The organism is Ensifer sp. KUDG1, from assembly GCF_050434285.1.
In the GTDB taxonomy this organism is placed as follows: Bacteria; Pseudomonadota; Alphaproteobacteria; order Rhizobiales; family Rhizobiaceae; genus Ensifer.
The window spans coordinates 30,888-44,536 of record NZ_JBNDIG010000002.1 but is presented as its reverse complement, the minus strand read 5'-3'; the positions used below and the strand labels follow the sequence as shown (position 1 = coordinate 44,536).

Genomic DNA, 13,649 nt, shown 5'->3' with positions numbered 1-13,649 from the left:
CACGCCGCGTGCCGCCTTTCCCATCTCCCCGGATCAATCAGCGTTGCCAGAAGGCCTTGTTCGTCTCAGCGCGCACCTGCGCCACGGTCATCCCGATATCCCTCAGCCGCTCCGGATATTGGTCGGCCATCCGCTGAAGTTGCTCGCGGACGCGAACGCGGTCCTCCCAGATGACAAGGATGCGGAAGGGATCGTGACGGCCAAGGCTGTCGGCCAGATGCCTTGCCGGTTGGCTGAGATCCAGCCGGACGGCGTGATAGAAATCGGACATTCCGGAAAGCAGGCTGCTCATCGCCGTTCCCACCTCTTCTGGCCCCTTGGGGCGTTGAAACACTGTCGGAACTCTAGGCGTGTCGAACGCGCGCCACATCGCGCAGCTGCTGTGTTTTCCTCTCCTGCATTTGTAGTATTTTGCCGGGAGCATCGCGCGTCCCGTTGGACGCGCAAGGGGCGCTGTGGCACCTTGCCGTATGCCGCCATTGAAAACGGCCCGGTCAGATGGCAGGAAGCAGCCATGAACCGTATCCCGACACCACAGGTCGCCACCGAAGCCTTGTCAGACCGCGAGCGCGCCGTGGCCGAGCGTTTTGCCGCCGGCCTGACCTATCGCGAAATCGGCGAGGCGCTGTTCATCGCGCCGTCGACGGTGCGCACGCATCTGGCGACGATCTACGGCAAGCTCGGCGTTCGCAACAAGATCGAGCTTGCCGCCTCGGTCGCGCAGATGGTGGCCGGCAAAACGGCGACCGAGGCGGTCGCGCCGTTGCGCGACGCCGAGCCCGCTTCGCCGACGCTCGCCGTCTTTCCCATTGAAAGCCTCAATCCGGAGGAGCGCTGGCACCGTTTCGCCGACGGGCTGTCATCCGACATCTGCGTCGACCTCGCGCGCTTCGCCGATCTCCCCGTCATCGCCTTCCACACAATGAAGCTGCTCGGCAACCGGCCGGAAAGTTTCGAAGACCACGTCCAGGCGGTCGGCGCCACCTATGCCATCACCGGGCAGCTGCGCGCGGACGACCGGCGGGTCCGCCTGACGATCCAGCTTTCCGATACCCGCACCGGCATGACGCTCTGGAGTGAGCGCTACGAGCGCACGATGGAAGACGTACTGACGCTGCAGGACAGCCTCACCGAAAGCGTCATCAACGTGCTCGCCGGCTGCTTCGGCACGCTGGCCGCCATCGGCCGCAAGGCGAGCCGACAGAAGCCGCCGGGCAGCCTACAGGCCTACGACTATTTCCTGCTGGGCGTCGAACAGCACAATCGCTTCAGCCCCGACGGCAACGCCGCCGCCATGCAGTTGCTCACCCGCTCCATCGAACTCGATCCGACGCGCGCACGCGCCTGGACCGAACTTGCCTATGCCCATTCCATCCAGGCGGCGAACGGCTTCGGCGACGACCTCGACGAAGCCTTCCGCAACTGGCGGCGCGCGGTCGACGAAGCCGTGCGGCTGGACCCCACCGACCCTGCCGGCCACACCTGCCTCGGCGACCTCAAGGCGTGTCTCGGCGACCTTGCCGGCGCTGCCGAGGCGCACGCACGTGCCTTCGAATTCGGCAGGAACAACGCCGATACCCTGGCGCTTCTCGCGGGAGCCAAGGCCCTGATCGTCGGCGATCCCGCCGACGGGATTCCCTTCATCGAGCGCGCACTCTCGCTCAACCCGCTTGGCCCGCCCTGGTACCATGGCATGTTCGCGCGCGTTCTCTTCGTCGTCGGGCGCTATCGCGAATGCTTGTCCGCGCTTGAAAGAAGTTCGCAGGAATCGCCCAACACGCTGATGTTCCAGGCGATGTCGCATGCGCACCTTGGCGAGATGGAGGAAGCGGCAGAGGTCGTGTCGCGGCTGCGCACCCAGTTCCCGTCGTTCACGGTCGAGGGCTTCATTGCCGGCTATCCCATCTCCAATCCGCCGGCGCTTTCGGCCGTTCGGGAGGGTGCGCGCCTGGCGAGGCTTGGTTTACCCGGCCCCGCTTCAACGGCATGAAGCCCAAGCCAAACGTTATGGAGCCAGCTTTTTGCGCTGCTCGACAAGAAAGTCCATCAGCGCTCGGGTCTTGGCGGGCATCTGAGCGCGCGACGGGACGTAAAGAAAGAACGCCGGACGGGGATGAACCCACGGCAGAAGAACACGCGCCAAAGTGCCATCCTCCAGATACGGACGAACGCAGAGGTCGAGGTGCTGCACCAGGCCGACGCCCTGTAGCGCCGCACGCAACATGCTGTCGTCGTCGTTGAAGATGGCGTTGCCCTGGGGTTCGTAGATCACGGCGCGTGCTTCTTGGTCGGGCGTGAGGAACGTCCAGCGGTCGATGGTGCCGCTCGAGGTGAAGCGATAGGACAGGCAATTGTGCTGCTTCAGCTCCTGAGGCGTCTCAGGAATGCCGTGGCGCTGGAAATATTGAGGCGATCCGACGATCGCCATCTCCAGCGGCGGCGTGATGGGCACCGCAATCATGTGCTCGTCCAGGCTTTCGCCCAATCGGATGCCGGCGTCGAGCCCTTCGGCCACGATGTTGGAGAGACCGTCGTCGGTCACCAGTTCCAGCCGCAGCTTCGGATAGCGCGCCAGAAACGCCGCCATATGCGGCTCGATCAACGACCGCGCGGCAACGCGTGAGACGGATAGCCGGATCGTGCCCGACGGTTCCGTACCGGCCTCGCCCAGGTCCGTGACCGCGCCTTCGATCGCGGCAAAGGCGGGCTGCAGCACATCGAACAGACGCTGGCCCTCCTCGGTCAACGACATGTCGCGCGTCGTGCGGTTGATGAGCCGCACGTTCAAGTGTCGTTCCAGCGATTTCAGGTGCTGCGACACGGTTGCGCGCGTCACCTCCATTTCCATGGCGGCCTTGGTGAAGCTGCGGCGGCGGGCCACGTGGACGAACCACGCCATGGCAGGAAGCAAGGAAGGATCCAGAGGCATATTGTCAGTTATCACTTAACACTGATGTCATGTCCAGGCGGTTTATCCGATCAATTCGCTCACCTAATATGCCCCCATACCCACCGACATCGTGTCTCGGCAGGGCAGTCAGAGGAGATTTGGTTATGACCGGAATTTCAAAGGAAAGAATGCAGAGGGCGCGGGAGCAGGAAAAAACCATCTCCCCGGAAGATCACGCCAAGGTCAAGGCACTGGCCGGCATGGTCAAGATGCCGCGCAGCTTCATCTTCAAGAACCCCGACGAATACGGCATGGAAGGATGGTACGACCTGTCCATCCCGTCGGACGACGGCACGCCACTCGAAGCCTGGTACATCCCGGCCAAGGGTGGCGAGAGCAACAAGCTCGTCATCTTCAACCATGCGCTTCCGATGTGCCGCGCCGGCTATCCCGGCCATATGGGCGCGCCGTGGGGCAACTTCATCGAGCCGGTCGAGATCGACTTCGTCATCCAATACAAGCACCTGACCGATGCCGGCTACAACGTCCTGACCTACGACTTCCGCAATCACGGACAGAGCGGTGCTGCCAACGGCGGCGTCTGCGGCGTCGGCCAGTGGGAATGGCGTGACTGCGTCGGCGTGAAGAAATTCGTCGATGCCCATCCGCGCCTGGGCAAGATGGACGTTGCACTGTTCAGCCAGTGCCTGGGCGGCGTTTCGCAGTATGCGGCCATCACCAAGCATCCCGAGCTGTTCGAGAACGTCAAATGCCTGCTCAGCCCGCTGGTTCCCAACATGACGTCGGTCTTCACCAAGCTTTCGGGCTACCAGGGCATCACGCAGTACCAGGAACTGATCGACCTGGAGATACTGAAGCTCGGTGGTTTTGCTGCCGCCGACATGTCGGGCAGATTGTGGGCTCCGAACGTCAAGCTGCCGGTCTTCATGTGGCAAGTGCTCGACGATGCCGTCATCAACAACCCGAGCGACGCGGAGAGCACCTTCGACGCGCTGGCGAGCAACGACAAGGAACTCTACTGGATCGAGGGTACGACCAAGCGCTTCGAGGACGGCTACAACTGGTTCGGCCGTCACCCCGAGAAGGTGCTGTCCTATCTGGCCAAATACATGAACTGACGCCTTGAGGCGGAGCCGGAGCGGTTACCGTGGCGATAGCCAGCAGGGGCGCTCCGGCTCGTTCAGTCGGAACGGACATGCGACATCGCGTGGCGCGGAGAAATCTAATGGTATCGGAGCGCCAGGCAACCGTCATTTCTGCCGGCAATCGACGTCGCCCACCCGCTGCGCCGCCTCGCCCTCGAAAGTCACCGTCGCCTCGCCCTTGGCCGAACAATCGCCCTTTTCGCCGCTGCCGGCGCGGAAGTGCACGACCGGCTGCCCCTCGATCATGATGCTCGGCACCACCTCGTAGAGTTCCGGCGGGCAATTTGCGACGTCGGACAATCGCAGCGCCGGCTGGCCGCCGATCATCACGCTGGACGCACCCGAAAGCGCGCAGGACGGGATCGGCGCTTGGCCCTCCTCCGCCATTGCCGACGGCCCCGGCATGAAGGCCCATAGGCTGGCGACGGCAGCCGCTACAAATCTCATGATCCCCTCCTCCTGTTCCCGCTTGCCGACGCAAGCTATCACACGGTCGCACCCGCACCTCAATATTCGGCCGGTACCGTCAACGGCTCCGCATCCGGTGTTTCGAGAAAGTTTCGCACCGTCTGCGGCAGGTGGCGCGAGCCGAAGGACAGCACGCCGCAGCGCGAAAGCATCTGCCGCAAGTCCGGCTGTTCCCCGAGCGAGCGCCAGATCATCCGCGACGCGTAAGGCAGGTTCTCCTTGCGCCAGGAGACCCCCATGGTGGTGCCGCGCAGATAGACCCGCTGATGCACTTCGAACGGCAAAAGGATCGTCTGCGCCAGCATCGGCTCGCGCCCGATGCTGCGCTCGGCGATGAAGATCCGGTTTCGCCAGAAGGTGACGAGGCCGACATATTTCGAGAACTGCTGGATCTCGTTTGCGGGATCGCGGATGCGCTCGATCGATTTCACCCGGATCGAGCCTGCCTCCTCGTAGATCCGCGCGCAGGAGCAGACGACCAGCCCCGGCCAGGAGAGCGACACGTGATAGGTCTGGTAGTAGCCGATATGGCGTCTGAGGCCCGCGATGTCGCCCGGGAAACCCTCAAGCAGCAGGCCGGCGTCCGAGCGGTCTCGATCGGGCCGCGTCATGCGCGCCTCGAACTGTTTGGCCGGCAATGCGAAGTCTTCGGCAGAAAGCCCGAAGAAGCGGGCAATGCGCGCCACATTGTGCGCCGATGGCCGCGCCTCGCCGCCGATGTAGCGGTTGAACTGCTGGCGGTTGATACCGATTTCGCGGCAGATTTGCGAGATCGACCGTCGCGTCGCACAGGCAAACTTGAGATTGGCGGCGAAGATGTCGATGTCCTGCACGGTGCTTTTTCGAACCCCATTCAACGCGCTTCCAATCCCTGTCGAACAGGAAGCACGCAGGTAGCGTAAAAGAGCGTAAAGAAGCGTCAAGTCGCGAAATTGTGTGCCGGCCGGCAAACGCTAGGTTTTCCCTAACAAGCATCACTCCAAAGGGAACCCTAGAATGACCGAATTCACCAAGCGTCCTGACGGCCTCCTTGTCCCTGCGAGCCTTGCCTCGGCCGGCCTCAGCCGGCGCAGCTTCCTGGCCGGCACCGCAGCATTGGGCCTCGCGGCCGGTTTCGCCGGCACGCTCGCCGCCACCGACGCAAGGGCTCAGGAGCCGAAGCGTGGCGGCCATCTCAAGCTCGGCCTCAAGGGCGGCGCCACGACGGACTCGCTCGACCCCGCCGCCTATAGCGGTTCCGTCTCCTTCGTGATCGGCCACCTCTGGGGCGATACGCTGGTCGAATCCGACCCGAAGACCGGCGCACCGCTGCCGGCGCTTGCCGAATCTTGGACACCCTCGGCCGATGCGTCCGAGTGGACCTTCAAGATCCGCAGCGACGTCAGCTTCCACGACGGCAGCAAGCTGACGGTTGCCGACGTCGTCGCCACGCTGAAGCGCCATGCGGACGAAGGCTCCAAGTCCGGCGCGCTCGGGCTGATGCGCTCGATCAAGACGATCGAGGAGAAGGCAGGCAGCCTGGTGCTGACGTTGACCGAAGGCAATGCCGACCTGCCGCTGCTTCTGACCGACTATCACCTGATCATTCAGCCGAAGGGCGGCGTCGACAATCCGGCCTCGCCCATCGGCACCGGTCCCTACAAGCTTTCAAGCTACGAGGCTGGCCTGCGCGCCACCTTCGAGAAGAACGCCGACGACTGGCGTTCCGACCGCGGCTTCGTCGACAGTGTCGAGATCATCGTGATGAACGACACGACGGCGCGCATCGCAGCGCTTTCCTCCGGTCAGGTCCATTTCATCAACAACATCGACCCGAAGACCGTGCCGCTCCTGAAGCGCGCGCCGCGCGTCGAAATCCTCAGGACCGCCGGCAAAGGCTTCTACAGCTTCCTGATGCATTGCGACACCGCGCCCTTCGACAACAACGACCTGCGGCTGGCGCTGAAATATGCGGTCGACCGCCAGGCGATCCTCGACCGGGTGCTCGGCGGCTTCGGCACGCTCGGCAACGACTATCCCGTCAACGGCAACTATGCGCTGGCGCCTGAGGGCATCGAGCAGCGCGCCTATGACCCGGACAAGGCCGCCTTCCACTTCAAGAAGTCCGGCCACGACCGGCCGATCCTCTTGCGCACCTCCGACGCCGCCTTCCCCGGGGCTTCCGACGCCGCCGTGCTCTTCCAGGAAAGCGCCAAGAAGGCCGGCATCGAGATCGAAGTGCGCCGCGAGCCGGAAGACGGCTACTGGACCAATGTCTGGAACGTGCAGCCTTTCTGCGCCTCCTATTGGGGCGGAAGACCGACGCAGGATTCGCGCTACTCGACCTCCTACCTCTCGACCGCCGAGTGGAACGACACGCGCTTCAAGCGCGAGGATTTCGACAAGCTCCTGCTGCAGGCCCGCTCCGAACTGGACGAGACCAAGCGCAAGGAAATGTATCACACCATGGCGATGACCGTGCGCGACGAAGGCGGCCTGATCCTGCCGGTCTTCAACGACTACGTGAACGCCGCCTCCGCCTCGCTCAAGGGCTTTGTCGACGACATCGGCAACGACCTCTCGAACGGCTATGTCGGCAGCCGCGTCTGGTTCGACAGCTAAGCCATTGCGATGAAAGCCGGACGCGGGTTCGCGTCCGGCACTTCCCGAGAGAACAAAAGAGATCGTTGGAACCATATGTCAGAACGCGAATTCACTGTCATCGAAAACGAATGGATCCGGCTGAAGGACGGCACCGAGCTTGCCGCCCGCATCTGGATGCCCGCCGGCGCTAAGGCCGAACCGGTTCCGGCCGTGCTCGAATACCTGCCCTACCGCAAGCAGGGCGGCACGAGCCTGCGTGACGAGTCCACCTACCCCGTCTTTGCCGCCGCCGGCATTGCCGGCGTCCGCGTCGACATCAGAGGCTCCGGCGAAAGCGAAGGCGTGATCGACGGCGAATATACGCCGCGCGAGCTTTCCGACGGCTGCGAGATCGTGGAATGGATCGCCGCCCAGCCCTGGTCCAATGGCAAGGTCGGCATGATGGGCATCTCCTGGGGCGGCTTCAACTGCCTGCAGGTCGCGGCCTTGAGACCGCCGGCGCTGAAAGCCGTCATCTCCATCGCCTCCACGGTCGACCGCTACAACGACGACATCCACTACAAGAACGGCTGCCATCTCTCGGCCCAGCTGTCCTGGGCGGCGACCATGCTCGGCTACCAGTCGCGCTCGCCGGATCCCGCGATCGTCGGCGACCGTTGGAAGCAGATGTGGATGGAGCGGCTGGAGAAAGAACCCTTCTTCATGGAGGAGTGGCTGGAGCACCAGCGTCGCGATGAATTCTGGCAGCACGGCTCTATCTGCGAAGATTTCGACAGGGTCGGCATCCCGGCGCTGGTCATCGCCGGCTGGGCCGACGGCTACCGCAACACGCCCCTGAAGGCGGTCGAAGGCCTTGGCGACAGGGCCAAGGCGCTGATCGGCCCTTGGGTGCACAAGTACCCGCATTTCGCCTTTCCAAAGCCGCGCGCCGATTTCCATGGCGAGGCGATCCTCTGGTGGAACCGCTGGCTGCGCGACGAGGAAAACGGCGCCGAGAGCGGGCCGCAGGTGCGCGCCTATATCCTCGACGGCCCGCGCCCGTCGCTCCGGCGTGACAGCGATCCCGGTCGCTGGGTGGCGAAGGACGCCTGGACCGCACCGGAAATGCAGCTCTTCGGCGTCTCGCATGATGGCCGGCTGACGCCATCTGCCGGCGGCACCGGCATCGGCGAGGTCTACCTGAAATCGCCGCTCGATACCGGCACGGCATCCGGCGAATACTTCACGCTGAAGCCCGATGCCGAAATGGCCGGCGACCAGCGCATCGACGATGCCGGCTCGCTTGTCTTCGAAACCGCGCCGCTGCTGGAAGCCGCCGACTATCTCGGCCAGCCGACGCTGACCGTCGACGTCACCTGCCAGGCACCGACCGCCAATCTCGCCGTCCGCCTGGTCGACGTGCATCCTGATGGCACCGCCACCCGCGTCGCGTTCGGCGTGCTCAACCTGGCGCACCGCGACGGCAACGCCCAGCCGCGCGCCATGGAGCCCGGGCGCAAGACGCGGATCACGCTTACGCTCGATGCCTGCGGCTACCGCTTCCGCGCGGGAAATCGCATCCGCGTCTCGCTCTCGACCTCCTATTGGCCGCTGATCCTTCCCGCCCCCACCGACCCGGGTCTTTCGATCGACACCGCAAGCCTGTCGCTCGCCCTGCCGCTGCTCGGCGCGCACAAGGAGATCGTCGTGCCCGAGCCGGAGAACCCCGATCCGCTGCCGAAGTATCGCGAGCTGACACGCGGTGTTTCGAGCCGCACCGTCGAGCGCGACATGACCCACGGCATGACCCACTACCGGATCTACGAGGACACCGGGCTCTCCGAACATCCGGATACGGGCCTTGCCACCCAGGACGTCCGCGACGAGACCTGGTCGATCGCACCGGACGACCCGCTGTCGATGATCGGCACCTCGACCTGGACCTGCGTCGCCAAGCGCGAGGGCTGGTCGGTGCGCACCGTCGCGACCTCGACGCTCCACTGCACACAGAGCGAGTGGATCACCGAGGCCGAGGTCGTCGCCTACGAGGGAGACACGCCGATCTTCGAGAAGCACTTCAAGAAGCGCATCCCGCGCGATTTCATGTGAGCCTCGCGCACGGAGCGGGCCGGTGGCCGACCGCCGCCACGCCCGGTCCGGCGGCCCTGTCTTGACATCGTCGGCACATCATTGTACCAATCGGTAAACACTTGACCGATTGGTACACAAATGCGCCATTTCTTCTCGCGTCATCAGCCTCCCGTTCATATCAACCGCGGCCTGATTGCCGGCATCGGCGGCCTCGTCGCCATCGCCGCCGTCGGCGCGCTGACAGGCCTTGTCGGCCACCCCATGCTGATGGCGCCCTTCGGCGCCAGCTGCGTGCTGATCTTCTCCGTCACGGCAAGCCCGCTGTCGCAACCGGCGAACGTCGTCGGCGGCCACTTCGTCGCCACGCTCGTCGGCCTGGTCCTCAGGTCAGTCTTTCCGAACGAGTGGTGGGCGGTCGCCATCGCCGTCGGTGCGGCGATCGCGCTGATGGCGGCGTTGCGCATCACCCATCCGCCGGCCGGCGCTAACCCGCTCGTCGTCTTTGCCGCCGATCCCGGCTTCGAATTCCTGCTCTTCCCGGTGCTGACCGGCTCGCTTATTCTCGTCGCCGTTGGCGCGCTGTTCCACCGCTTCGCCAAGGTCGAGTATCCGCTGGCGAGGAAACCCGCATGAGCCGCGTCGTCACGGAGCGAAAGGACGTCATCTCCATGCTTGCGGAAATCTTCCGCGAGCACGGTTACGACGGCACCAGCCTCAGCCTGATCACCGAGAAGACCGGGCTTGGCAAAGGCAGCCTCTACCACTTCTTCCCGAGCGGGAAGGAGGAGATGGCCGAGGCCGTGCTTGGCGATATCTCCGCCTGGTTCCGCACGCACATCTTCGAGCCGCTGCGCAATGCCGAAGATCCCGCCGCGGCGCTGGACGCGATGTTTGCCGGCGTCGACGGCTACTTCCGCCAGGGCAGACGCCTCTGCCTGATGGGGGTGATCGCGACCAGCGGCGCGCACGACCGCTTCGCCCGCGAACTCAACCGCTATTTCTCCGACTGGCGCGCCGATCTTTCCGTCACCCTTGAACGCGCCGGCACGCCCGCTGCCGAGTGCGACGGCCTTGCCGAGGAAATCGTCGGCGGCATCCAGGGCGCGCTGATCCTTGCGCGAAGCCTCGAGGACCCCGGTGCCTTCGGCCGGGTGCTGACCCGCCTCAAGGCGCGGTGCCTTACGGTATCATCGTAAAGCAGGCGACCAGGCTTCCTCCCCTCGCCCAAATTGACAAAAATCAGATCGTCGCTTGAGCCAGCCTTGACAATCGCCTCTGCGCCCGGATATTAACCGATGAGTTAAATAACTCTACGGTTAAAGACTGGGCGCATTGGGGCGCTCAGAGGAGGAGGATTCATGACAGCGGCGACCGCAAACGCAGCACGCAAGGATATCAGCTTGGAAATCGTGCGCGACTTCGAGGCGCCGATAAACCTCGTCTTCAAGGTCTGGTCGACACCGGAGCACCTGTTGCGCTGGTGGGGCCCGCGGGACTTCACGCCGCATTCGGTCAACATGGACTTCCGTCCGGGCGGCGCGTGGCGCGCCTGCATCCGTTCGCCCGAAGGCCAGGACTATTGGATGAGCGGCATCTTTCGCGAAGTGCGCGCGCCCGAGAAGCTGGTCTTCACCTTCGCATGGGATGAAGACGGCGAGCCCGGCAGCGACACGCTGATCACCGTTTCCTTTGCCGATATCGGCGGCAAGACGCGGCTCACCTTCCAGCAAACACCATTCGAGACCGTCGAAGAGCGCGACTCGCACCAGGATGGCTGGGGCGAGTGCCTCGAGCGGCTCAGGGATTACGTCGACCATGTCTGAGCTTTCGAACTTTGAAACCGAAAACGCGCCCGGTCCGAAGGCGACCCGGCGCGAATGGATCGGGCTCGCCGTACTGGCGCTGCCCTGCATGCTCTATTCCATGGACCTGACGGTGCTGAACCTCGCCGTCCCGCAGCTTGCCGAACAGCTCAAGCCCTCGGCCGCCCAGCTTCTCTGGATCATCGATATCTACGGCTTCATGGTCGCAGGCTCGCTGATCACCATGGGCACGCTCGGCGACCGCATCGGCCGCCGGCGGCTGCTGATGATCGGCTCTGTCGCCTTTGGCCTCGCGTCGATCTTCGCCGCCTTTGCCTGGAATGCCGAGACGCTGATCATCGCGCGTGCCGTGCTCGGCGTGGCGGCGGCAACCCTTGCGCCCTCCACCCTCTCGCTCATCCGCAACATGTTCCTCGACGATCGCCAGCGCACCTTTGCGATCGGGGTGTGGATCGCCAGTTTCTCGGCCGGCGGCGCCATCGGCCCCGTGGTCGGCGGGCTGATGCTGTCGCAGTTCTGGTGGGGCTCGGTCTTCCTGCTCGCCGTGCCGGTCATGGTGCTGATCCTCATTCTCGGCCCGATCCTCCTGCCGGAATTCCGCGATCCCGAGGCCGGCCGGATCGACCTCGTCAGCGCCGCCCAGTCGCTCGTCGCCGTGCTTTCGGTGATCTACGGCATGAAGCATGTTGCCGAGGCCGGCTTCGATACGATCGCGGCCTTCTTCATCCTGCTCGGCATCGTCGTCGCGATCCTGTTTGCGCGGCGCCAGCTCCGTCTCGCCGACCCGCTGATCGACCTGGCGCTGTTCAGGACGCCGGCCTTCAGCGCCGCCCTTGGCGTCAACATTCTCGGCCTGTTCGTCGGCTTCGGCGCCTTCCTGTTCGTGGCGCAGTACCTGCAGCTGGTGCTCGGGCTCACCCCCTTCGTCGCCGGTCTCTGGTCCGTGCCGACGGGCGTGGCAATGATCGTCGCGTCGATGACCGTGCCGATGCTTGCCACCCGTTTTGCCGCCTCAAACCTGATTGCAGCGGGCTTCGTGCTGACGGCGATCGGCTTTGCCATCTGCACCCAGGTCGGCACCGAAAGCAGCCCGCTGCTGGTGACGACCGGCCTCGTCGTGCTCTGCCTCGGCTTTGCCCCGGTCGGCACGCTGACGACCGACATGATCGTCGGCTCGGCACCACCGGAGCGCGCCGGTGCAGCGTCCGCCATCTCCGAGACCAGCTTCGAATTCGGCGGCGCGCTCGGCATTGCCGTGCTCGGAAGCCTTTTGACCTCGGCCTATCGCGGCCGCATGGACCAGCTGGTGGTCACCGGCCTGCCGGAGGAAACCGTTGCCGCCGCCCGCCAGACACTCGGCGGAGCTGTCGCCGTGGCTGCCGACCTGCCACCTGCAGAGGCCGAACGGCTGCTGACGGCGGCGCGCGACGTCTTCACCCAGTCCTTCGCCTTCACCGCCTCGATCTGCGTGCTGCTATCGCTCGGCACCGCACTCATCGCCTTCCTGCTCCTGCGCAAGGCCAGCGATGACGGTGACGGCAAGGCGCAGGTGGCCGCCGATCAGCCGGCGCCTTCGGGCAACGCCGGTTAACGGTGCCCGGCGCCAGGCGCCAGGCCGGAAACGCAAAGTAGCGCAAATCTCAAGCGCCACCGGCCTCGGCCGGCGGATGGTGATCTGCGCCCAACCCCAGGGAGGAAACCGATGAAGAAGCTCTATCGCGGCAGCTGCCATTGCAAGGCTGTCACCTTCGAAGGCCAGCTCGATCTTGCCGAGGGCATCCGCCGCTGCAACTGCTCCTTCTGCGCCAAGACGCGGATGCAGAAGGCCTTCGCGCTGCGCGAAGAATTCGAGATCACCACAGGCAAGGACCGGCTGACGAGCTACCGGGCCGACAGTTCGAGCTGGATCGAAGGCGACGTCGATCACTACTTTTGCAGCCGCTGCGGTGTCCGGCCCTTTTCGCGCGGCTACCACAAGGATTTCATCGGCCACTTCTACGCGGTCAATGTCGCCTGTCTCGATGGCGTCAGCGACGCGGAACTCGCTGCGGCGCCGATCATCTATGAAAACGGCCGCGACGACGACCACTTCAACACGCCCGCCGACACGCGCTTCATGTAAGCGTGGCGCCTGTCAGGCGACGGTCAGCGCCCGGAGCGCATCGAGCGCCCGCTCGGCATCCGCTTCCGGCACGAAGATATGGTCGTGGTAATAGGCGGCGATCACATTGGCGCTGATGCCTTCGCGCGTCAGCGCCGCAGAAACGGCCGCCGTCAGGCCGACGGCCTCGAGCGCCGAGTGCACGTTGAGCGTGATGCGGCGCAGCAACGGGCCGTAGCCGAGCCCCGCCCCGTCGGCGGCAGCGCGGGTAACGACCAGCGTCAGCCCTTCGTCCTCGCGATAAGTGGCAAGCGGCTCCAGCGCCTCATAGCGCGCCGCGTCCCGATAGGCGACGGTGCAATAGACATAGGTCTGCGGAAACAGCACCGGGCTCATCGTCGAAAGCAGTTTCGCGAGATCCGTTTCTCCAACCATGACATCGTCCCCTGTTCTCGGCGCCTCGTGCTTGCCCACTGGTATCGGATCGTCACGTTGGCGTGAAGCACGCGATCGCGATTTGACCGTTGCCAATCCCATGAAAACATGAG

Annotated in this window: 14 protein-coding genes; 9 read left to right on the top strand and 5 right to left on the bottom strand. The window is 64.6% G+C overall.

Annotation, left to right across the window (positions count from 1 at the left end):
• Positions 1-37 precede the first annotated feature (37 nt).
• Positions 38-292, bottom strand: coding sequence for a DUF1127 domain-containing protein (locus tag M2267_RS05675; protein ID WP_429113124.1), 255 nt, complete (start codon positions 290-292; stop codon positions 38-40).
• 222 nt (positions 293-514) lie between these two features.
• Between M2267_RS05675 and M2267_RS05670 the strand changes: the two genes are divergently transcribed.
• Entirely contained in the window at positions 515-1,990 is a 1,476-nt protein-coding gene (locus M2267_RS05670; RefSeq protein WP_429113122.1) for a LuxR C-terminal-related transcriptional regulator, read from the top strand.
• Positions 1,991-2,005: 15 nt separating this feature from the next.
• Here M2267_RS05670 and M2267_RS05665 read toward each other — a convergent pair whose 3' ends face one another.
• Positions 2,006-2,899 (bottom strand): LysR substrate-binding domain-containing protein, encoded by an 894-nt coding sequence (locus tag M2267_RS05665; protein ID WP_429113121.1) that lies wholly within the window; start codon positions 2,897-2,899, stop codon positions 2,006-2,008.
• Between the two features lie 155 nt (positions 2,900-3,054).
• Between M2267_RS05665 and M2267_RS05660 the strand changes: the two genes are divergently transcribed.
• Positions 3,055-4,029 (top strand): alpha/beta hydrolase family protein, encoded by a 975-nt coding sequence (locus M2267_RS05660; RefSeq protein WP_429113119.1) that lies wholly within the window; start codon positions 3,055-3,057, stop codon positions 4,027-4,029.
• A gap of 132 nt (positions 4,030-4,161) precedes the next feature.
• Here M2267_RS05660 and M2267_RS05655 read toward each other — a convergent pair whose 3' ends face one another.
• Together M2267_RS05655 and M2267_RS05650 are read right to left on the bottom strand one after the other, a co-directional pair.
• Positions 4,162-4,503 carry a PAAR domain-containing protein gene (locus M2267_RS05655; protein ID WP_429113118.1) on the bottom strand — a complete coding sequence of 114 codons (342 nt, stop codon included), beginning with the start codon at positions 4,501-4,503 and terminating at the stop codon, positions 4,162-4,164.
• A 59-nt stretch (positions 4,504-4,562) separates the two neighbouring features.
• On the bottom strand, positions 4,563-5,357 hold the full coding sequence (locus M2267_RS05650) for a helix-turn-helix domain-containing protein (RefSeq protein WP_429113116.1): 795 nt from the start codon (positions 5,355-5,357) through the stop codon (positions 4,563-4,565).
• Positions 5,358-5,520: 163 nt separating this feature from the next.
• Here M2267_RS05650 and M2267_RS05645 point away from each other — a divergent pair, with 163 nt between their 5' ends.
• The 7 genes from M2267_RS05645 to M2267_RS05615 all read left to right on the top strand — a co-directional run bounded on the left by M2267_RS05645 (position 5,521) and on the right by M2267_RS05615 (position 13,122).
• Positions 5,521-7,125, top strand: coding sequence for an ABC transporter substrate-binding protein (locus M2267_RS05645; protein WP_429113114.1), 1,605 nt, complete (start codon positions 5,521-5,523; stop codon positions 7,123-7,125).
• Between the two features lie 75 nt (positions 7,126-7,200).
• A complete protein-coding gene (locus M2267_RS05640; protein WP_429113112.1) occupies positions 7,201-9,195 on the top strand; it encodes a CocE/NonD family hydrolase in 1,995 nt (664 codons plus the stop codon).
• Positions 9,196-9,315: 120 nt separating this feature from the next.
• Positions 9,316-9,810 (top strand): HPP family protein, encoded by a 495-nt coding sequence (locus M2267_RS05635; RefSeq protein WP_402319331.1) that lies wholly within the window; start codon positions 9,316-9,318, stop codon positions 9,808-9,810.
• Positions 9,807-10,373, top strand: coding sequence for a TetR/AcrR family transcriptional regulator (locus M2267_RS05630; protein ID WP_429113110.1), 567 nt, complete (start codon positions 9,807-9,809; stop codon positions 10,371-10,373). Before M2267_RS05635 ends, M2267_RS05630 begins: the two co-directional genes overlap by 4 nt.
• Before the next feature lie 162 nt (positions 10,374-10,535).
• Positions 10,536-11,000 (top strand): SRPBCC family protein, encoded by a 465-nt coding sequence (locus tag M2267_RS05625; RefSeq protein ID WP_192446824.1) that lies wholly within the window; start codon positions 10,536-10,538, stop codon positions 10,998-11,000.
• Positions 10,993-12,591 carry an MFS transporter gene (locus M2267_RS05620; RefSeq protein ID WP_429113108.1) on the top strand — a complete coding sequence of 533 codons (1,599 nt, stop codon included), beginning with the start codon at positions 10,993-10,995 and terminating at the stop codon, positions 12,589-12,591. Before M2267_RS05625 ends, M2267_RS05620 begins: the two co-directional genes overlap by 8 nt.
• Before the next feature lie 111 nt (positions 12,592-12,702).
• On the top strand, positions 12,703-13,122 hold the full coding sequence (locus M2267_RS05615; RefSeq protein ID WP_429113106.1) for a GFA family protein: 420 nt from the start codon (positions 12,703-12,705) through the stop codon (positions 13,120-13,122).
• Between the two features lie 12 nt (positions 13,123-13,134).
• Here the strand turns inward: M2267_RS05615 and M2267_RS05610 are convergent, their stop codons facing one another.
• Positions 13,135-13,536 carry an ACT domain-containing protein gene (locus tag M2267_RS05610; RefSeq protein ID WP_429113104.1) on the bottom strand — a complete coding sequence of 134 codons (402 nt, stop codon included), beginning with the start codon at positions 13,534-13,536 and terminating at the stop codon, positions 13,135-13,137.
• Between the last annotated feature and the right edge of the window lie 113 nt (positions 13,537-13,649).